The 20,214-nt window shown below is 59.1% G+C and carries 14 protein-coding genes; 4 read left to right on the forward strand and 10 right to left on the reverse strand.

Annotated elements, in window-relative coordinates; genetic code table 11:
• Positions 1 to 55: 55 nt before the first annotated feature.
• From AACY07_RS22355 to tpx, 5 genes are all read right to left on the reverse strand, one after another.
• Positions 56 to 1,498: an efflux transporter outer membrane subunit gene (locus AACY07_RS22355; RefSeq protein WP_339477736.1), complete on the reverse strand. Its 1,443-nt coding sequence runs from the start codon at positions 1,496 to 1,498 to the stop codon at positions 56 to 58.
• Positions 1,495 to 4,602: an efflux RND transporter permease subunit gene (locus AACY07_RS22360; RefSeq protein WP_339477738.1), complete on the reverse strand. Its 3,108-nt coding sequence runs from the start codon at positions 4,600 to 4,602 to the stop codon at positions 1,495 to 1,497. Before AACY07_RS22360 ends, AACY07_RS22355 begins: the two co-directional genes overlap by 4 nt.
• Complete coding sequence (locus tag AACY07_RS22365) at positions 4,599 to 7,700, reverse strand: MdtB/MuxB family multidrug efflux RND transporter permease subunit (RefSeq protein ID WP_339477740.1); 3,102 nt, start codon at positions 7,698 to 7,700, stop codon at positions 4,599 to 4,601. The genes AACY07_RS22360 and AACY07_RS22365 overlap by 4 nt, the downstream gene beginning before the upstream one ends.
• Complete coding sequence (locus AACY07_RS22370; protein WP_339477743.1) at positions 7,697 to 9,010, reverse strand: MdtA/MuxA family multidrug efflux RND transporter periplasmic adaptor subunit; 1,314 nt, start codon at positions 9,008 to 9,010, stop codon at positions 7,697 to 7,699. Before AACY07_RS22370 ends, AACY07_RS22365 begins: the two co-directional genes overlap by 4 nt.
• Positions 9,011 to 9,348: 338 nt before the next feature.
• Complete coding sequence (gene tpx, locus AACY07_RS22375) at positions 9,349 to 9,849, reverse strand: thiol peroxidase (RefSeq protein WP_095028281.1); 501 nt, start codon at positions 9,847 to 9,849, stop codon at positions 9,349 to 9,351.
• Positions 9,850 to 10,101: 252 nt separating this feature from the next.
• Between tpx and AACY07_RS22380 the strand changes: the two genes are divergently transcribed.
• Positions 10,102 to 10,893 carry a hypothetical protein gene (locus AACY07_RS22380; protein WP_133078247.1) on the forward strand — a complete coding sequence of 264 codons (792 nt, stop codon included), beginning with the start codon at positions 10,102 to 10,104 and terminating at the stop codon, positions 10,891 to 10,893.
• Between the two features lie 149 nt (positions 10,894 to 11,042).
• Here the strand turns inward: AACY07_RS22380 and AACY07_RS22385 are convergent, their stop codons facing one another.
• Positions 11,043 to 11,711 carry a DUF3313 domain-containing protein gene (locus AACY07_RS22385; protein ID WP_219261306.1) on the reverse strand — a complete coding sequence of 223 codons (669 nt, stop codon included), beginning with the start codon at positions 11,709 to 11,711 and terminating at the stop codon, positions 11,043 to 11,045.
• Between the two features lie 338 nt (positions 11,712 to 12,049).
• Between AACY07_RS22385 and ccoN the strand changes: the two genes are divergently transcribed.
• From ccoN to tal, 3 genes are all read left to right on the forward strand, one after another.
• Positions 12,050 to 13,477 (forward strand): cytochrome-c oxidase, cbb3-type subunit I, encoded by a 1,428-nt coding sequence (ccoN, locus tag AACY07_RS22390; RefSeq protein WP_133078245.1) that lies wholly within the window; start codon positions 12,050 to 12,052, stop codon positions 13,475 to 13,477.
• Between the two features lie 58 nt (positions 13,478 to 13,535).
• A complete protein-coding gene (locus AACY07_RS22395; RefSeq protein WP_133078244.1) occupies positions 13,536 to 13,766 on the forward strand; it encodes a hypothetical protein in 231 nt (76 codons plus the stop codon).
• A gap of 155 nt (positions 13,767 to 13,921) precedes the next feature.
• A complete protein-coding gene (gene tal, locus AACY07_RS22400; protein ID WP_339477748.1) occupies positions 13,922 to 14,845 on the forward strand; it encodes a transaldolase in 924 nt (307 codons plus the stop codon).
• A gap of 106 nt (positions 14,846 to 14,951) precedes the next feature.
• On the opposite strand, the gene rfaD is transcribed toward tal, so the two are convergent.
• The 4 genes from rfaD to AACY07_RS22420 form a co-directional block, all read right to left on the reverse strand.
• Complete coding sequence (gene rfaD, locus AACY07_RS22405; protein WP_339477751.1) at positions 14,952 to 15,941, reverse strand: ADP-glyceromanno-heptose 6-epimerase; 990 nt, start codon at positions 15,939 to 15,941, stop codon at positions 14,952 to 14,954.
• 148 nt (positions 15,942 to 16,089) lie between these two features.
• A complete protein-coding gene (locus AACY07_RS22410) occupies positions 16,090 to 18,528 on the reverse strand; it encodes a TonB-dependent siderophore receptor (protein WP_339477753.1) in 2,439 nt (812 codons plus the stop codon).
• Positions 18,529 to 18,644: 116 nt separating this feature from the next.
• On the reverse strand, positions 18,645 to 19,628 hold the full coding sequence (locus tag AACY07_RS22415; RefSeq protein WP_339477755.1) for a FecR domain-containing protein: 984 nt from the start codon (positions 19,626 to 19,628) through the stop codon (positions 18,645 to 18,647).
• Positions 19,625 to 20,149 (reverse strand): sigma-70 family RNA polymerase sigma factor, encoded by a 525-nt coding sequence (locus tag AACY07_RS22420; RefSeq protein ID WP_339477757.1) that lies wholly within the window; start codon positions 20,147 to 20,149, stop codon positions 19,625 to 19,627. The genes AACY07_RS22415 and AACY07_RS22420 overlap by 4 nt, the downstream gene beginning before the upstream one ends.
• Between the last annotated feature and the right edge of the window lie 65 nt (positions 20,150 to 20,214).

A 20,214-nucleotide genomic window follows, 5' to 3' on the forward strand; every position in this document is an offset into this window, starting at 1 on the left:
GCTCCCACAAAGGCGCTGCAACCATCAGGTTTGGTGAGCGCCATCGAGGCAGATTTTATTGTTCCTGAGCACTCAGGTCAGTGCTTCCATCCCAACCGCCACCCAACGCCGCGATCAACTGCACGCTGGCTATCAGGCGGCTTTGCAGCAGGTTGAGCACGCTACGCTCGGTGCTCAGGGCAGTGGTTTGTACCGAGACCACGTCCAGATAAGCGATCAGGCCCGCCTTGTACTGGTTGTTGGTCAAGCGCAGCGATTCGCGGGCCGATTCCAGTGCCTGTTCCTGCACCACAGACTCATCCCCCAGCACCTTCAACTGCACCATGTAGTTTTCCACTTCCCGTAAACCGTCGAGCACGGTCTGGCGGTACTTGGCCACGGTCTGGTCGTAGACGGCTTCGTTACGGTCCACTTCTGCCGATCGCTGGCCGCCATCAAACAGCGGCAGGGAAATTTTCGGCCCCACCGACCAGAAACGGTTCGGCACGCTGATCCAGTCCTGATATTGGCTGCTGCTGTAACCGCCCGACAGGCTCAGGCTGAAGTCCGGGTAGTAAGCCGCTTTGGCGACGCCGATATTGGCATTGGCAGCGATAACCGAACGCTCCGCCGAGGCGATATCAGGACGTCTTTCCAGCAGTTGTGAAGGCAGGCTGAGCGGGATCTGCGGCAGCTTGGGCACATCTGTCATTTCAGCCAGGTTGAAGCCCGCTGGCGCTTGCCCGGTGAGTACCGCGATCGCGTTTTCAAACTGTGCGCGCTGCCAGATCAAGTCGATCAGACTGGCCTGTGTATTGCGCAACTGGGTTTGCGCCTGAGCCACCGCATCCTTGCCGGAAATCCCCGCACGGTACTGGTTTTCGCTCATTTTCAGCGAACGCTGATACGCCTCGACCGTGGCTTCCAGCAAGCGCTTTTGCTCATCGATAACCCGTAGCTGCAGGTAGTTCTGCACCAGTTCCGATTGCTGGCTCAGGCGCATGGCGGCCAGATCGGCCAGGCTGGCTTCGGCACTGGCCTCGTTGGCTTCCAGGCCGCGACGCAGTTTGCCCCACACATCAGCCTCCCAGCTCACCCCGACCTGGGCATTCAAGGTGTCACGAATACCGCTGCTGGAACTGGTCAGGCTTGAGTTGGAGCTACCGGTGCCCTGGCTGGAGCGGGTTTTGCCCACGCTCAAGTCGGCGCTGGGCAAAAAGGCCCCGCGCGCGCTGCGCACCAATGCCTGGGCCTGACGGAACTGGGCTTCGGACTGCGCAATGGTCTGGTTGGAACTGTTGAGTTTTTCAACCAGCCCGTTGAGTTGCTGATCACCGTACAACTCCCACCAGGCACCGCGGGCCAATGAATCGCTCGGGTTGGCCTGAGTCCAGCCGGCGGCCTCTTTGTACTCAAGGGGCGCTGAGGTTTGCGGGCGCTGGTAGTCCGGGCCGATTGCACAGGCACTGAGCAGCGCAACGGACAATGCCGGGGCAAGGAGAAACAAACGAGAGGTCATAGCGGAGTTTCCAGAGCAGCATCAGTGCGCACGCCACGCCACTTGTTGAAACGATGGCGCAGACGGTCGAGATAGAGGTAAACCACCGGGGTGGTGTAAAGGGTCAGGATCTGGCTGAAAATCAGCCCGCCGATAATGGTCAGGCCCAGAGGCTGGCGCATTTCTGCACCTTCAGCGGTGCTCAGCATCAACGGCAAGGCGCCGAGAATGGCCGCCAGGGTGGTCATCAAAATCGGCCTTAAACGTTGCAGGCACGCACTGCGGATCGACTCTTGCGGCGCAAGGCCCGAGTGCCGTTCCAGTTGCAGCGCAAGATCGATCATCAAGATCGCGTTTTTCTTCACCACACCGATCAGCAAGAACAAACCGAGCAGCGAGATCAGGCTGAACTCGCCGCCCGTGAGGTAGATACTCAGCAGCGCGCCGACACCGGCCGACGGCAAGGTCGACAGAATGGTCAGCGGGTGGATGTAACTCTCATAGAGAATCCCCAACACCAGATACACCGCCACCAACGCACCCAGAATCATGAACGGCTGGCTTTTTTGTGTGGCGGCAAAGGCATCTCCCGTACCGGCCATTTTCACGATCACTTCTTCAGGCAAACCGAGTTTTGCGATTGCCCGTTCAATGGCCGCAGTGCCCTGCTCCAGCGAGACCCCGGGTGCCATGTCAAACGCAATGGTCTCCGAGGCGAACTGGCCTTCGTGGGAGACCCGGTCGTTCTGCAGGCTGTTCTCGTAATGGGCAATGGCCGACAGCGGGATGCGCTGACCCTCGGCGGTAATCACCTGCACTTGATTCAGGGTTTCAGGGTCCTGGGCGTATTTGGGATTGACCTCCATCACCACCTGATACTGGTTCAGGCTGTCGTAAATGGTGGAAATCTGCCGCTGGCTGTAGGCGTTGTTGAGCACGGCCGTGACCATGTCCATGTCCACCCCCAGGCGCTTGGCCTGGTCGCGGTCAACCACCAGCGTCACCTGTTGCGCGCCGCGACCTTCGCGGGCATCGATGGCCGTCAGTTCCGGCAGCGCCTTGAGCGCGGCCACCACTTTCGGATACCAGGTGCGCAATTGGCCGAGGTCGCCACTTTGCAGGATGTACGAGTATTGCGAGCTGGTCTGATCACGCCCGCCGCCAAACTGCAGGTCCTGGTCGGCCATCAGCATCAGGCGGCCACCGGGGACTTTGGGCATGTTTTCGCGCAAGCGCTCGATGACCTTTTGTGCGGACACCTTGCGCTCTGAAATCGGCTTGAGGCGCACGATCATGAACGCATTGTTGGTACCGCCGTTGCCGCCAATAAAACCTGCGACGCTCTCGACCGCAGGGTCGGCCAGCACCGCCTTGCGGAAGATTTCCATCTTCGGCTGCATCACGCTGAACGACAGGCCGTCGTCACCGCGAACAAAACCGATCAGTTGCCCGGTGTCCTGTTGCGGCATGAAGGTTTTCGGCACCACCACATACAGCGCAACGTTGACGCCAATGGTCACCAGCAGGCTGAACAGCGTCAGGCGCTTGTGGCGCAACACCCAGTCCAGGCTGCGGGCATAGCCACTGACCATGCGCTCGTTGAGGCGGATGCTCCAGCGCTGCATGGCGTTTTCAGTGCCCGGCACATGGGGTTTGAGCCAACGAGCACACAGCATCGGCGTCAGGGTCAACGACACCACCAGCGACACCACTATGGACGCCGCCAGGGTGATGGAAAACTCGCGAAACAGGCTTTCGACAATCCCGCCCATGAACAAGATCGACAGGAACACCGCTACCAGCGACACGTTCATCGAGAGCAAGGTGAATCCGACTTCCTTGGCCCCCAGGTACGCGGCTTTCATGGGAGCAATACCGGCATCGATGTGGCGCGAGATGTTCTCCAGCACCACGATGGCGTCATCCACCACCAGCCCGGTGGCCAGAATCAGGGCCATCAGCGACAGGTTGTTCAGCGAGAACCCGTACAGGTACATGATCGCGAAGGTGCCCACCAATGAAACCGGTACCGCCAGCGTCGGAATCAGCGACGCACGGAAATTGCCGAGGAACAGGAACACCACCAGAATCACCAGCGCCACGGCAATCAGCAGGGTCATTTCGGCTTCATGCAAGGTGGCCTTGATCACGGGCGAACGGTCCATCGCCAGGTTCAGCTGGACACTGGCCGGCAGCACCGCCTGCAGGGCCGGCAACTGGGCCTTGATCGCGTTCACGGTCTCGATGATGTTGGCCCCGGCCTGGCGGTTGACCACCAGCAGCACCGCCGCATCGTTATTGAAAAAACCACTGTTGTAGCGGTCTTCGACACTGTCCTTGACCTTGGCCACGTGGCTCAGGCGCAGGGCTGCGCCATCCTGGTAACGGATGATCAGCGGCTCGTAGTCCTTGGCTTTTTCCAGCTGGTCGTTGGCCTGGATCTGCCAGTTACGATCACCGTCGGACACCGCGCCCTTGGGGCGACGCACGTTGGCATTGGCAATGGTGCTGCGCACGTCATCCAGGGAAACACCGTACTGATTGAGCAGTTGCGGCTCCAGCTCGATACGCACCGCGGGCAACGAACTGCCGCCAATCTGCACTTCGCCCACACCCGGCACCTGGGACAGGCTTTGGGAGAGGATGGTGGAGGCCAGGTCGTACAGCTGGCCCTTGGAGAGCACCTCGGAAGTCAGCGACAACACCATGATCGGCGCTTGTGACGGGTTGATCTTTTTGTAGGTCGGCATGCTTTTCATGCCACTGGGCAGCAGGTTGCGCGAAGCGTTGATTGCCGCTTGCACTTCCCGTGCTGCACCGTTGATGTCGCGGTCCTGATCGAACTGCAAAATCACCCGGGTCGAGCCCTGGCTGGAATTGCTGCTCATGGTGTTGATCCCGGCGATCGCGCCGAAAGATCGCTCCAGCGGCGTGGCCACGGTAGACGCCATGACCTCGGGGCTGGCCCCCGGCAAGTTGGCCGAGACCACAATGACCGGGAAGTCCATTTGGGGCAGCGGCGACACCGGCAACAAACCAAAACTCACGCCGCCCAGCAACATGATTGCCAGGCTCAGGAGCATGGTGGCTACCGGGCGCTTGATGAACGGACCGGACAGGTTCATACCGACGCCTGCCCGGTCTGGACAGCATCACCGCGCCAGCGACGACCCAGTCGATCGAAGTACAGGTAGATCACGGGGGTGGTGAACAGGGTCAGCACCTGGCTCACCAGCAAACCGCCGACCATCACCAGGCCCAGGGGCTGGCGCAATTCCGCCCCGGAACCGGTGGCCAGCATCAGCGGTATGGCACCAAACAAGGCCGCCAGGGTGGTCATCAAAATCGGCCGGAAACGCAACAACGCGGCTTGATAGATCGCCTGCTCGGGGGCCATGCCCTGGTTACGTTCGGCATCGAGGGCGAAGTCGATCATCATGATCGCGTTCTTCTTCACGATACCGATCAGCAGGATGATGCCGATAATCGCAATCATCCCCAGGTCATTGCCGCTGAGAATCAGCGCCAGCAAGGCACCCACCGCCGCCGAAGGCAGGGTCGACAGGATGGTGATCGGGTGGATGTAGCTCTCGTAGAGCACGCCCAGCACAATGTACATGGTGACCACCGCCGCCAGAATCAGCAGCAAGGTGCTCGACAGCGACGCCTGGAACGCCTGTGCAGCGCCCTGGAATTCGGTCTTGACCCCCAACGGCATGCCGATGTCTTTTTGCACTTGATCGATCAGCTCGACGGCCTGGCCCAGAGCAACCCCGGGGGCCAGGTTGAAAGAGACCATGACCGAAGGGAACTGGCCGATATGGGAGATCGCCAGTTGCGCCTGACGCTCTTCGACCCTGGCCAGGCTCGACAGCCGTACCTGGCCGCCGTCGGTGGTTTTGACATGAATCTGGTCCAGTGCTTGCGGGCCTATTTTCTCGCCATCCTTGGCCTGCAGCACCACGCGGTACTGGCTGGCCTGGGTGTAGATGGTGGAGATCTGGCGCTGGCCAAAGGCGTCGTACAGCGCGTCCGTGATATTGGCTACCGACACCCCAAGGCGCGAGGCCGCATCGCGGTCAATCACCAGATACACCTGCAAGCCCTTGTCCTGCAGATCGCTGGCCACATCGGCCAACTCGGGTTGATTGGACAGCGCCGTGACCAGCTTCTGGCTCCAGGTGCTGAGCAACTCGGCATCCGGTGAAGACAGGCTGAACTGGTACTGGGTGCGGCTCACACGGTCCTCGATGGTCAAGTCCTGCACCGGCTGCATAAACAGGCGAATGCCCGCCAGCTTGTCGAGTTGCGGTTGCAGGCGCGCGATCACCTGGGAAGCACTGTCGCTACGCTCGCTGTGTGGCTTGAGGTTGATCAGCATGCGCCCGCTGTTGAGCGTCGGGTTATCCCCGTCCACCCCGATATACGACGACAGGCTTTCAACATCCGGATCTTGCAGAATGATCTGGCCCAGTTCCTGCTGACGCTGGCTCATGGCGCTGAACGATATCGACTGCGGCGCCTCTGAAATGCCCTGGATCACCCCGGTGTCCTGCACCGGGAAGAAGCCCTTGGGCACCACCATGTACAAGAACACGGTCAACGCCAGGGTGCCGATAGCCACCAGCAGGGTCAGCGGCTGGTGCTTGAGCACCCACTGCAACATGCGCCCGTATTCGGCAATCATCCAGTCAATCACCGCGCCGCTGGCACGGTAGAAGCGCCCCTGCTCTTGCGGCTTGGGTTCTGCCTTGAGCAAGCGCGCGCACATCATGGGCGTCAGGGTCAGCGAGACCACCAGCGAGATCAGGATCGCCACCGCCAGGGTGATCGCAAACTCGCGGAACAAACGCCCCACCACGTCGGCCATGAACAGCAGCGGAATCAGTACCGCAATCAGCGACAGGGTCAGCGAGATCAGGGTAAAGCCGATTTGCTTGGCGCCCTTGAGCGAGGCCTGCATCGGGCTGTCGCCTTCTTCGATATAGCGCGAAATGTTTTCGAGCATGACGATGGCGTCATCCACCACAAAGCCGGTGGCGATGGTCAGGGCCATCAGCGTCAGGTTGTTGATCGAGAACCCCGCCAGGTACATCACGCCAAAAGTGCCGACCAGCGAGAGCGGTACGGCAATCGATGGAATGAGGGTGGCGCTGGCGCGACGCAGAAACAGGAATGTCACCATCACCACCAGCGCGATGGCGATCAGCAATTCGTATTGCACATCGCGCACCGAGGCGCGGATGGTTTGGGTGCGGTCGGTCAGCACCGTGACGTCGATACCGGCCGGCAGGTTGTCGGTGATGCTCGGCAGCAGCGCCTTGATCCGGTCGACCACCTCAATCACGTTGGCACCGGGCTGGCGCTGGATGTTCAGCAGCACAGCCTGGTTTTCGTTGGCCCAGGCGGCAAGACGCTCGTTTTCGGCGCCATCGACAATTTCAGCCACGTCCTTGAGTCGCAGTGGCGCGCCGTTGTTGTACGCCAGGATCAGCTCGGCGTATTCCTCAGGGGTTTTCAACTGGTCATTGGCGTCCAGCATCGATACCCGGGTCGGGCCGTCAAAGTTACCCTTGGGCTGGTTGACGTTGGACGCCCCGATCAGGGTGCGCACATCCGACAGGTTCAGGCCATTGGCAGCCAGCGCTTCGGGGTTGACCTTGATCCGCACGGCCTGGCGTTGACCGCCGGCAATGCTGACCATGCCCACGCCGCTGATCTGGGCAATTTTTTGCGCCATGCGCGTATCGACCAGGTCATTGAGCTTGGGCAGCGGCATGGTTTTGGAACTGATCGCCAGGGTCAGCACCGGGGTATCCGCAGGGTTGACCTTGTTGTACACCGGCGGTGCCGGCAAATCCTTGGGCAGCAGGTTGCTGGCGGCGTTGATCGCGGCCTGCACCTGTTGCTCGGCGACATCCATATTGATGTCGAGGTTAAAGCGCAACGTCAGCACCGATGCGCCACCGGAACTGGTGGAGGCCATTTGCGTCAGGCCCGGCATTTGCCCGAACTGACGCTCAAGCGGCGCCGTCACGGCACTGGTCATGACATCCGGACTGGCCCCGGGATACAGCGTCATCACGCGGATAGTCGGGTAGTCGACCTGAGGCAAGGCCGACACCGGCAACAAGCGATAGGCGATGATCCCGGACAACACGATGGCCAACATGCACAGCGTGGTTGCGACCGGGCGCAGGATAAACAGTCGCGACAGATTCATTCGCGGGCCTTGGTCTTGGCTTTGTCAGGGGCCGGGGCCGGAGCTGTATCGGTGTCAGGGCCGCCGTCCAGCAGCTGCCCTGCGGCCGTTGTTGGCACTTCAACATTGTCATTGACCACTTCGACTGCACCACCGTCGCGCAGACGGTCGGTGCCTTCGAGCACCACACGATCGCCTGGGGCCAGGCCGTCTTCGATCACCGTCACGTCGCCGTCGGTGGCACCCACTTTAATGGTGCGGATCTTGACCTTGTTGTCGCCGTCCATTGCATACACGAACGAGCCGTTGGTGCCGAACTGAATGGCCGCTGTCGGCGCCAGCACCACGTTTTGAAGGGTGTCGGCCAGCAGGCGGACATTGACGAACTGGTTGGGGAACAGCACCTGATCGCGGTTCTCGAACAGCGCCTTGAACTTCAGGGTACCGGTGGTGATATCAATCTGGTTGTCGATGCTGCTCAACACACCCACTGCCAGCTCTTTGGTGTCACCCCGGTTCCAGGCCTGCACTGGCATTTTTGCGCCGCTGCGATATCGCTCAAGCACCAGCGCCAGATTGGTCTCGGGCAAGGTGAAGGCGACCACGATCGGCTCGGTCTGGGTGATCACGACCAGGGCCGTGGTGTCGTTGGCTGCGACCAGATTGCCGACATCCAGTTGACGCAAGCCCACACGGCCACTGATCGGTGCACGGATCTTGGTGAAGTCCAGGTTCAGCTTGGCATCATTGACGGCTGCCTGATTGGTCTTGACCGTGCCCTGATATTGGCTGACCAGTGCTTCGGCTGTATCCAGGGTCTGCTTGGCGATGCTGTCTTCGGCATACAGGCCGCGATAGCGCTGCACATCAACCTGGGCGTTTTTCAGTTGGGCCTGGTTCTGCAGCAGCGTGCCTTCGGCTTGCAGCAGGGCATTCTGATAGCTGCGCGGGTCGATTTCGGCCAGCAGCTCACCCGCCTTGACCATCTGCCCTTCCTTGAAATAGATCTTGACCAGCTCCCCTGCCACCCGGCTGCGCACGTTGATCGTGTTGAGTGCCGTCACAGTACCCAGGGCCTTGAAGTACACCGGGAAATTGCCCTGTACTACTTCCGACACCCGCACCGGAACGGGCTGAGTAGACCCGCCAAATCCGGGACGCATCATCCCCGAGCGGCTGGTGTGCCCGGCGGGCTGATCGGTCGCGGCCTTTTTCGAGGCAGATGGCCAAAGCCACCAGCACAGGCCAAGGACTATCAGCAAGACCAGCAGGCCAAACAGCCAGAAACGGGATTTGTGGGAAACAGAGGATTGCATGGAGTGATCAACCATTAGCGCGAGCGATAATTTACAGGAGGACGAACGATAAGCAGTGCGGGGCGTTATGAAAAGGCTCTTTACCGGCTATTTACGTTATAGAGGGTTCATGAGCAAAAGATGACAGCCATTGTAGAGGCTGGCTTGCCAGGATTCAGATCTGCAGGGCGCCACACTACCTGTGGGAGCTGGCTTGCCTGCGATGGCATCACCGCAGCTGTACCGATGCACCGCAGCGCCCCAATCGCGAGCAAGCCCGCTCCCACAAGGGTTGGCGGATGACAGATTGGAACGCAAAAAAAAACGGCCTGGCACCTCTCGGTGCCAGGCCGCTTTGAGTCTTGCAGTACGACTTACTTCAAAACAGCCAGGGCTGCTTCGTAGTTCGGCTCTTCAGCGATTTCTTTGACCAGCTCGCTGTGCAGCACGTTGTCGTTTTCATCCAGAACCACGACCGCACGCGCAGTCAGGCCAGCCAACGGGCCGTCAGCAATGGCTACGCCGTAGTTCTCGATGAACTCGCGGCCGCGCAGGGTCGACAGGTTTTGCACGTTTTCCAGACCTTCGGCGCCGCAGAAACGGGCTTGCGCGAATGGCAGGTCAGCCGAAATGTTCAATACAACGGTGTTCGGCAGAGCATTGGCTTCTGCGTTGAACTTGCGCACCGAAGTGGCGCAAGTCGGGGTATCTACGCTCGGGAAGATGTTCAGCACTTTACGCTTACCAGCAAAGCTCGCCAGTGTTGCGTCGGACAAATTACCTGCAACCAGCGAAAACGCTGGCGCCTTGGAACCTACTGCAGGCAGTTCGCCGTTGACTTGAACAGGGTTGCCTTTAAGCGTCACTTGAGCCATGAACGATGTCCTTCTTAACAGTTTTTGAAGAGGCCGAAGTTAAACATGAATCAGGTGGACGACCTATGACCTGATCGTAAAATCTCACGACTCTCGCTACAAAAAGACTATTCCCACAGCCCTTCATACCCGGCAGGCATGACCTGTTTCTGTGTGCTGGAGCGCAGAACCGCTAAAAGATGCGCCGGCAAACGGGCCAATTCTCGACCGACTGCTAGCGTATACAGCTTGCGCCCAAGGATCAGGATCGCCATGCCAATCACCCGCCTTGCCTCAGGTTTCTTGCTTACCCTCGCCCTTTACCCGGTCACGGATGCGCTGGCGGATAACGCCGAGACCGCCAACAAGAGCAACAACCCGTTGAACCTGGCCCCGGGAGCCAACCTTCAGGACTACTACACGCCACAGGTGTACGACAGCAATATCCACACCAACGACGCCCTGCTGCGCGGCACCCTGCCCGTGGCGCCGAACGATTTCATTGGCGTACCGCAACTGCTGCGCGCCACGCTGCCGATCAGCACCCGCCCTGACCCGCACACTGGCTACAGCACGGGGATTGGCGACCTCAACCTGTTTGATATTTTCCTGCTTAAAACCGAGGGTGTGCAGTTGGGCATCGGCCCGCAGATCACCGCTCCGACTGCCGAGCATGACGAACTGGGTACCGGCAAATGGCAGGCAGGCTTCGCCGCTGTCGCCATCGACGCATCCCCCCGGGGCCTGCTGGGCGCGCTGGTGCAGTATCAAAGCTCGTTCGCCGGTGACAGCGACCGCCAGCATGTGGAGAGCGCGACCTTTCAACCGTTCATCATCCACAACCTGCCCAAGGGCTGGTATCTGCGCTCCACGGGCACCTGGACCTACGACCTGAAAAACAACACCCACTACATCCCCATCGGGCTGGGTGCAGGTAAGGCCTGGAAAGCCGGAAGCAATATTTTGAACGCCTTCGTTGAGCCGCAATGGACCGTGGAGCGCAAGGGGGACAACCTGCCTCAGTTCACCCTGTTTGCCGGGATCAACGTCACTTTCGGCAAGTAGGGAGAAGATGCAGTAGTCGCTGCCGAAGGCTGCGATCGGGATCGGGATCGGGATCGGGATCGCGCAGGCTTCGGGGAAACGGGTTGCTTCGCAACCCTTCGCAGCCTGCGGCAGCGACTACAATTTACGCATGCATTCGCGCGTTAAGCTTATTTCTTGAGCTTCAAGTACGACTGATGCAAGTCCGAAGCCCAGGTATCAATCACGTTTTTCACGTCATCGGCCTTCATTGCCTGGCTGCTGTTCGCCAGTGGCTTGCCGGTGCCTTTGCGCACGACCTGGGCCACAACATCCTGGCTTTGCCCGTCGATAAAGACGGCTTCGGTGGCCAGCTGGGTTTCCTGATCCCGGATGCCCGAGGCCGTGCTCACCGCCGCAGCCACCAGGGCTACCGGAATGTACTCATAGGGTGCCAGGCTCTCGGTCTCGCTGCTGACTGCGGTGATGGCTGCCCGCACTACAATCACACCCGGTCCAGGGGCACTGGCCAACGGCAAGGATTTGCTCAATTCACGCTTAAGGGCCTGATCGTAGTAGTTGGTGATTCCGTTCAACGTACTTTGTGGAATCTTCTCTGTCGGTTTGGGTGCCGGGTACAGCTGAGTCGGCTCGATATACACACTGGTGTATTTATTCACCTTCAGTTTTGGGTCAACCCAACGCATCACCTCTGCACCAGAGGGCGACTTGGCCTCTTTAAGGCGGCTGTAATCCTTCAGGAAACCAGAGTATTCATCCGGCTGCTGGACCTTGCTCGCACAACCGACCATCCCGATTGAGGCGATGCACAACGTACCGATCATTAAACCAAGCTTCATTCTGTAACTCCTGTAGGGGGGGCAACCGTAGGAACGCGCCCATATAGGTATAGCCAAGCCTTGGAGAATCACCGCACAAGCCTGTTCTATCCCACGATGAATGTGATCGAGCGCGCACTACACATGGGGCCTGGCCTTACAGCTCAGTTGGATTTAAATTTCGTGAATATCTTAAAAACCAGATCAGATTAGATAAAATCGGCCTAAACACCCGATAAAATCTGATCCGCATAAATTCTTATTTTCTGAATCTGTCTTGTTTAACTCAAGCTTCCTAAAGTTCAACCTGCGCCAGACCACGAGGCCTGGCAGGACTTTGAACCGTGGAAGACTTGAGCATGAGCACAGCACTGAACGGGCAGGCCTATAACTATAAGGTCGTCCGCCAATTCGCCATCATGACCGTGGTGTGGGGTGTTATCGGCATGGCCATGGGCGTGTGGATCGCCTCGCAACTGGCCTGGCCGCAAATGAACCTGGACCTGCCCTGGACCACCTTCGGGCGACTGCGGCCGCTGCACACCAGCCTGGTGATTTTCGGCTTTGCCGGCAGCGCGCAATTTGCCGCCAGCTATTACGCCGTGCAGCGCACCTGCAACGTGCGGCTGTTCTCTGACAAGCTCGCTGCCTTCACTTTCTGGGGCTGGCAGTCAGTGATCGTGATCATGCTGATCACACTGCCCCTGGGCTACACCACGACCAAGGAATACGCCGAAATCGAGTTCACCGGCGCCGTCTGGATGACCGTGGTCTGGGTGGCCTACGCCATCGTCTTCTTCACCACAGTGGTACAACGAAAAACCAAACATATTTACGTCGGCAACTGGTTTTTCGGCGCCTTCATTCTGGTGATTGCCATGCTCCATGTGGTCAACCACCTGGCCATTCCAGTGGACTGGTTCAAGTCGTATCCGGTGTACTCCGGCGCCACCGATGCCATGGTGCAGTGGTGGTATGGGCACAACGCCGTAGGTTTCTTCCTGACTACCGGCTTTCTCGGAATGATGTACTACTTCGTACCCAAGCAAGTCGGCAAGCCGATTTACTCTTATCGCCTGTCCATCGTGCATTTCTGGGCACTGATCACGCTTTATATATGGGCAGGCCCTCATCACTTGCACTACACCGCGCTGCCGGACTGGGCGCAATCGCTGGGCATGGCAATGTCGATCATCCTCCTGGCACCCAGCTGGGGCGGCATGATCAACGGCATGATGACCCTCTCGGGGGCCTGGCATAAGTTGCGTACCGACCCGATCCTGCGCTTTCTGGTGCTGTCTCTGGCGTTCTACGGCATGTCGACCTTTGAAGGCCCGATGATGGCGATCAAGACCGTCAACGCCCTCTCCCACTACACCGACTGGACCATCGGCCACGTACACGCCGGGGCTTTGGGCTGGGTGGCGATGATTACCTTCGGGGCGCTGTATCACATGATCCCGAAAATCTTCGGCCGTGAGCAGATGCACAGTATCGCGCTGATCAACCTGCACTTCTGGCTGGCCACCATCGGCACGGTGCTCTACATCGCGTCGATGTGGGTCAACGGCATCACCCAGGGCCTGATGTGGCGGGCGATCAACGATGACGGCACCCTGACCTACTCGTTTGTCGAGTCATTACAGGCCAGCCACCCGGGCTTTGTCGTACGCCTGGTGGGCGGGCTGTTCTTCCTGTGCGGCATGTTGCTGATGGCCTGGAACGTATGGCGCACGGTGCGTGTAGCCAACCTCAAACAGGCCGAACTGACCGCCCGGATTGCCTGATCCCGTTGCAGCGCAGGCCACAAGGCTTGCGCTTGCCCTCCAGCAAGGAGCGTTGCACATGCTCGAAATAGCCCTCAACAGCTGCGCAGTGATCAGCATTTACTGCGCCGTCAGCTGGTGCTTGAAGCACAAAACCGAGAAAGACATCGACGAAGCCAGCCTGATCCCGTTTGCCGACGACCCGGAGGTGGCACGCAGGGTTGAACTCGCCACCGGCAAAACCGTCAATGCGGTGCAGATCTGCGAGCCAGAGCCGCGCAAGCCAGGGTGGGGCAAGATGGAGATTTGACGTTGGGGTAATGGCACTGCGACAGATTAAATCTGCACCATTGGTTGCACTGCGGGCGTGTTCAGCGGCATTCTGCCACTCTACGTTCAACGAACTAATGATCGAAGACGCAATCAATCTGTACTGCCATTACTACCTTTTCGACAGAGACGCTCATGACTTCCAAGCTGGAACAACTCAAGCAGTTCACCACCGTGGTCGCAGACACCGGCGACCTCGACGCAATTACCCGTCTCAAACCTGTGGACGCAACCACCAACCCGTCGCTGCTGCTCAAGGCTGCAGCGATGCCCGGCTATGCCGAGCTGCTGAAAAATGCCATCAGCCACGCCAAAGGCGATGTGGGCCTGGCCTGCGATCATTTCGCGGTATCGGTAGGTAGCGGTATCTTGAACGTGATTCCAGGCCGTATTTCGACTGAAGTCGACGCCCGCCTGTCGTTTGACGAACCCGCCCTGCTGAGAAAAGCCAACCAGTTGATCGAGCTTTACGACAAGGCCGGTGTAGGCCGCGACCGCGTGCTGATCAAGCTGGCCTCGACCTGGGAAGGCATCCGCGCAGCAGAGAAGCTGGAAAAGGACGGCATTCAAACCAACCTGACCCTGTTGTTCTCGTTCGCCCAGGCGGCTGCCTGTGCCGATGCCGGGGTATTTTTGATCTCGCCGTTTGTGGGGCGGATTTACGACTGGTACAAGAAGTCCACCGGCGTTGACTACACCGGCTCCGATGACCCGGGCGTGCAGTCCGTAACCCGCATCTACAACTACTACAAAGCCAATGCCTACAACACCGTGGTCATGGGCGCCAGCTTCCGCAACCTCAACCAGATCGAGCAACTGGCCGGCTGCGACCGCCTGACCATCAGCCCCGACCTGCTGGAAAAACTGGCCCTGGACGAAGGCAAGCTGGAACGCAAACTGGCCCCTGGCCACGCAGGCGAACCGCGTTTGGTGCTGGACGAGTCGCAATTCCGCTGGGCCTCCAACGAAGATGCAATGGCCACCGAGAAACTGGCCGAAGGCATTCGTCAGTTCGCCCGTGACCAGGAAAAACTGGAAGCACTGCTCAGCAACAAGTGATACCTGCAGGTGCGGGCTTGTTCACGACTCAGACACCCCGGTTTATCCGTTAAACCGGGGTGCGCCCATCGCGAGCAAGCCCGCTCCCACAACCCGTAATCAGGCTTCAACGGGTCAGCAACTGCGCGCAATACCGCTGCACCCCCTCCTCCAGTCCCATCATCGGCTCGCGATAGCCCGCCTCGCGCAACTGCCCCAAATCGGCGCAGGTGTACACCTGATACTTGTGCTTGAGCCCTTGCGGGAATTCGCAGTAGCGCAAAACGCCGTCCAGAATGGCCGTTTCAAGGGTCAAAGGCGGTCGATCCTCGGCACAGCGCACGGTGTTGATCGTTGCCAGCGCCAGATCATTGAATGAACGGGCCCGCCCGGTGCCCAGGTTGAAAATACCGCTGGTTTGCGGGTGATCCAGCCAGTGCAGGTTGACCTTGACCACATCCTCCACCGACACAAAATCCCGCTCATGCCCGCCCGCCGGGTAGCCGCCATACTCGCCAAACAACTCGACATGGCCACGATCTCGGTACTGGTTGAAACAGTGCCAGACCATCGAAGCCATGGGCCCCTTATGCTGCTCACGGGGGCCGTAGACATTGAAGTAACGCAAACCGACGATCTGGCTGCGCGACTTGGGCAATATCTGGCGCACGCGCTGGTCGAACAGCCATTTGGAGTAGGCATACACATTCAAGGGACGCTCATGCTCACGGGCTTCGCGAAAATCCCTGCCGGCCCCGTAGACCGCCGCCGAAGAGGCATACAGCAGAGGCACCGACTGCTCCTGACAGGCCTGCAATACATCGCAGCTGTAACGATAATTGTTGTCCATCATCAACCGGCCATCACTTTCGACCGTGCTGGAGCAGGCCCCTTGATGCAGCACGGCCCGCACTTCGCCCAACTGATGGGTGACGAAGCGTTGCACGAACTCGCGCCTGTCGAAGTAATCGGCGATATCGCAGTCCGCCAGGTTGCGGCACTTGTCGCCATCGGTCAGATCGTCCACAGCGATGATGTCGCGCTCGCCGCGCCGGTTAAGCGCCTTTACCAGATTGCTGCCGATAAACCCGGCAGCCCCGGTCACGATGATGCTCATCTATGGCAGCCTCCTGGAACATGGATTGACCCCAGACTAAGCCTGTGCGGCGCACCCGCATTGATGCAGGTCAAGCGTCATGCCTGCCCGGGTTTTCGTGGCTTTTAACCATAGTCGACGCAGGGCAGGCACAACATGAAACATGCCTTTAGAAGCGGTACTTCATCCCCAGCATCAGGTTGCGCGGGTCGCCGTAGTAATAGGTCGAATACAGGCCATATCCGCTGAGGTATTCGCGGTCGAACACGTTATTGAGATTGACCGAGGCACTCAGGTTTTTATTGATGTCATAGCGGGCCATCAAGCCGACCACCGCGAAGCTGCCTTCCTTGGTCTCGGCTTTGATCGATGAATCGAGCTCGCTGTAGGTCGAGCCCTGCCACGTCAGGTTGCCGCCCACGTTCAGGTCTTTGAGATCCCCCGTCAGCTGGTAGTTGGTGGCCAGTTTGAACAACTGCTCGGGGTGGTTGCTGTTGATCCGCTTGCCGTCCTTGTCCCGTGGCTGGGCGTAGGTATAACCCGCAAGCAATTGCCAGCCGCTCATGACTTCGCCGGAAATTTCAGCCTCAAAGCCTTTGGTTTTGGTGCCACTGACTGCCTTGTAGGCATCCTGGCCATCGGCGCGCATACCGTCGTATTCGGCGTAGTTGTCCTGCTTGATCAGAAACAGGGCAAAACTGGTGTTCAGGGCACCGCCGAAGTACTCCGACTTAAGGCCAGTTTCGTAGCTTTGCCCGGTTACGGGAGCGAGCACTTTGTTGTCGCGGTCGAAGTAGCTTTGGGGAGTGAAGATGTCGGTATAGCTGGCATAGACCGAGTGATTTTCCGTCACGTCATAGACGATCCCTGCATAAGGAATCATTTTCCCGGTTTTTTTACTGTTATCCGTATCCGGGGTGGTTTGCGTTGCGTTGTAGGTCATTGTTCCCTTGCGATCGTAATTCACCACTCGGGTGCCCAGGATCACGGACAGATCATCTATCGGCTTGAGACGCAACGCCGCGTAGGCCGCTGACTCTTTGGTCTTGTACTTCTGCTTCAAGCCCCGGCTCAAGTCCGTGGGACGGGGCGCGTCGTTGTTCCAGTTTTCATAGTTGACGGTCAAATCCTCGGCATTCATTGCCAGATAGTCCGTACGACCATCGCTGACATTCATCCCCACCACCAGCTCATGGGTCCGGCCCAAAAGCTCGAATGGCCCGGTCGCATAGGCGTCCAGGGTATCGGTATTGATCTTGAAGGTTTTGGTACCGCTCATGAATTGAGCTTCACCCGTGGCTTTATCAGGGAAAGGTCCCCAACCCACCAGATTCCCCTGCAACTGCTCGGTATTGCCCTTCCAGTGGCTGGCCTCGACTTTGAGTAACCAGTCGTTGTCAAAACGCTGCTCAATGCCCGCGAAGTATTTGGTGCTTTCGCTGTCGGCATATGCCCACTTGGCTGCAGGGTTCATCGAGCGACTGAAGTGGGTTCGGCTGCCATCGCTGTAATACAGCGGCAACTGACCAAAACTTGAGCCGTTGGAGTTAATCCGCTGATAGTCGATACCGGCATAAGCGGTGGTGTCCTCGCTCACATCTGCTTCACCGATGGCATAGAACACGTCCTTGATGGAGGAATAGCGATCGATGAAGGAGCGGCCATCTTCGCGTGCTGCAACTACGCGGCCACGCAGCGCACCGTTTTCAGTGAGCGGTCCGGATAGATCCAGTTCGCTGCGATAGCGGTCCCATGACCCGCCGCTGCCTGAGACATAACCCTGAAACTCCTTGGTCGGACGCTTGCGCACCAGGTTCACCGCGCCCGACGGGCTGCCCACCCCGCTCATCAGGCCGGTGGCGCCGCGTACCACCTCTACACGGTCGTAAATGGCCATGTCCCGCATGCCCAGGCCGTTGGTATTGGTGGTGAAGTCCGAGGTCGGCACGCCGTCGTACTGAAAGTTGTCCAGGGTGAACCCGCGGGAGTAGAAGTTGTACCGCTCGCTGTCGTCATGCATCACCGTGATGCCAGGGGTTTGCGCCAGTACCTGAGCGATACTGCCCAAGCCTTGATCGGTCATCTGCTGACGGGTCATTACCGTGACCGATTGCGGTGTTTCGCGCAGCGAAAGTGGCAATTTAGTCGCCGTACGGGTCTCACCCGTGGTGTAGAAATGGCTGTCCTCAGTGGTGCTGCCCAGCCCGAGCCCCGTGACGCTGGTGGCTTGCAGTTGCAATTGCGCTCCGTCGGAGGTCAACGGATAGAGTACCCAGACTCCATTGGCACCTTCGGTGGCCGTCAGACCACTGCCCTTGAGCAATTGCATCAAGCCCTGAGCCACCTCATAACGCCCCTTGAGTGCTGGCGCCTGCTTGCTTTTAACCAGGGTCGGGTCATAGGGCAGGGAAATATTGGCCTGCTGGGCGAAACGGTTTAACGCCAACTCCAGATCGCTGGCTGGCACGTCGAAACTGTGCTGAACGCTGATGGAGGCGGCGCTGACCAGCGATAACGGTTGTGCGACGGCGCCCAGTAAAACGATCTGCAAAGCGATGGCCAGGCGGCTGCGGGAAGGCAATGAAGAATGGCGATAAACACGGGACATTGGCGCGGGGCTCCTGCAATAAATAAGTCTTATGCCTATCTGTCGAAGGACTCGTGTAAACCCGCAAAGAAATTTGATAATTATTCGTATTTGTAGATTCAAGCGTCTGCTGAACCTTAAACCGCCACAATCCGTGTCCAGAACCGTGTTCTGCGCTCGATTCGAACCGGCAGCGACTGGCTCAGGCCTTCCAGTGCATGGTCGATACCATCGAGCTGAAACACCCCCGATACCCGCAAGTCACTGACCGCCGGATCGCACTGCAACCAGCCATGGCGATAGCGTGCCAGCTCCTGCGTCAGGTCCTGCAAACGCATCTGCCTGGCTACCAGCACGCCACTGGCCCAGCCACTGGCAGAGAACGCTGAAGCGGTTTGGGGCTGCGCCGAATGAGCGTCAATCAGGTACTCATGGCCCGCCTGCACCCGAACTGGCAGGGAGTCCGGCAGATGAATCGCCACCACTCCCTCCTCGACCATCAGCCGGGTACGCCCGGACTCCTGGCGCACATCGAAGGCTGTGCCGATGGCTTGCAACCGAGCCTCACGGGTGTGAACCCAAAACGGTCGGCGGCCGCTGACGGATGCTGGGTCCTGGCCAGTGCGGATAAAAATTTCGCCAGCGCGCAAAACAATCAGTCGCTGCTGCGCAGTGAACAGCACATCAGCAGAACTGTCCGTATTGAGCTGCAAACCCGTACCGTCGACCAGGTTGTACAACCGCCGCTCACCCACCCCGGTCCCGTAGTCGGCACCAAAATGACGCCACGGTTGCTGCTGGATTGCCAATGCGCCCGCCCCGGCGCCGAGCATGCCCAAGCCCAGTATCTTGAGTGCCTGGCGGCGCGAGCGAATACGGCCACTGCCGGCCAGGGTGTCCAGCGCTACGCGACCGGGCAGCAACGAGGCCTGACGCAGGGTCGTCTCGGTCAGTTGCAGGGCTTGCCAGGCCGCTTCATGACTGGCATCGGCGGCGCGCCACTGCTTGCACGCAGCAAACACTTGGGGTTGAGCCGCACCGGACTGGGTTTTCACCAGCCAGTCAATGGCCTGGTCAAGCACATGGGGTGCAAATTCGACCGTCGAGGGCCCCCCGCTCACAGGGCGCTACGGGCGAGAAAACAATGACGAATGGCCGTGGCCATGTACTTTTCCACCGAACTGACGCTAACCCCAAGGCGCTCGGCAATCGCCTGATAGCCAAGCCCCTCGAGGCGCGAAAGCAAAAAGGCGGTTCGCACTGCGGGCTTCAGGCCGTCGAGCAACGCGTCGATTCGGGTCAGGGTTTCAAGGAGGATCAACCGTTCTTCAGGGTCAGGCATTTCCTGCTCGGGCAAATGGGCAATCGCAAGCAGATACGCCTGCTCGACCTTCTGGCGACGAAAGCGGTCTATCAACAAACCCTTGGCGATCGTGCTCAGCCAGGCACGCGGCTCACGCAACTGCGCAACCTGCTCCGGTTTGCCCAATACATAAAGGAAGGTGTCCTGCGCCATGTCGGCAGCATTGTCGGTATCACGCAAACGCCGCCGCAGCCAGTTCACCAGCCAGCTGTGGTGATCGCTATACAGGTTATGCACGTGTGCATGCAGCAACGGTGGGTTCGACGGGGATGGCGACACGGGAACCCTCGGGACGTGCTGTCAGCACACTGCGAATAGGAATGGGTCGCAATCATATTCGCAGT

Source organism: Pseudomonas sp. RL_5y_Pfl2_69 (assembly GCF_963970465.1).
Classification (GTDB): domain Bacteria; phylum Pseudomonadota; class Gammaproteobacteria; order Pseudomonadales; family Pseudomonadaceae; genus Aquipseudomonas.

Excerpts from the sequence above, each read along its gene's own strand:
- AACY07_RS22385 (WP_219261306.1), bottom strand. The coding sequence starts at position 11,711 with ATGAAGCTTGGTTTAATGATCGGTACGTTGTGCATCGCCTCAATCGGG.
- AACY07_RS22360 (WP_339477738.1), bottom strand. The coding sequence starts at position 4,602 with ATGAACCTGTCCGGTCCGTTCATCAAGCGCCCGGTAGCCACCATGCTC.
- rfaD (WP_339477751.1), bottom strand. The coding sequence starts at position 15,941 with ATGAGCATCATCGTGACCGGGGCTGCCGGGTTTATCGGCAGCAATCTG.
- AACY07_RS22370 (WP_339477743.1), bottom strand. The coding sequence starts at position 9,010 with ATGGTTGATCACTCCATGCAATCCTCTGTTTCCCACAAATCCCGTTTC.
- AACY07_RS22365 (WP_339477740.1), bottom strand. The coding sequence starts at position 7,700 with ATGAATCTGTCGCGACTGTTTATCCTGCGCCCGGTCGCAACCACGCTG.
- tal (WP_339477748.1), top strand. The coding sequence starts at position 13,922 with ATGACTTCCAAGCTGGAACAACTCAAGCAGTTCACCACCGTGGTCGCA.
- ccoN (WP_133078245.1), top strand. The coding sequence starts at position 12,050 with ATGAGCACAGCACTGAACGGGCAGGCCTATAACTATAAGGTCGTCCGC.
- AACY07_RS22410 (WP_339477753.1), bottom strand. The coding sequence starts at position 18,528 with ATGTCCCGTGTTTATCGCCATTCTTCATTGCCTTCCCGCAGCCGCCTG.
- AACY07_RS22380 (WP_133078247.1), top strand. The coding sequence starts at position 10,102 with ATGCCAATCACCCGCCTTGCCTCAGGTTTCTTGCTTACCCTCGCCCTT.
- AACY07_RS22355 (WP_339477736.1), bottom strand. The coding sequence starts at position 1,498 with ATGACCTCTCGTTTGTTTCTCCTTGCCCCGGCATTGTCCGTTGCGCTG.
- AACY07_RS22395 (WP_133078244.1), top strand. The coding sequence starts at position 13,536 with ATGCTCGAAATAGCCCTCAACAGCTGCGCAGTGATCAGCATTTACTGC.
- tpx (WP_095028281.1), bottom strand. The coding sequence starts at position 9,849 with ATGGCTCAAGTGACGCTTAAAGGCAACCCTGTTCAAGTCAACGGCGAA.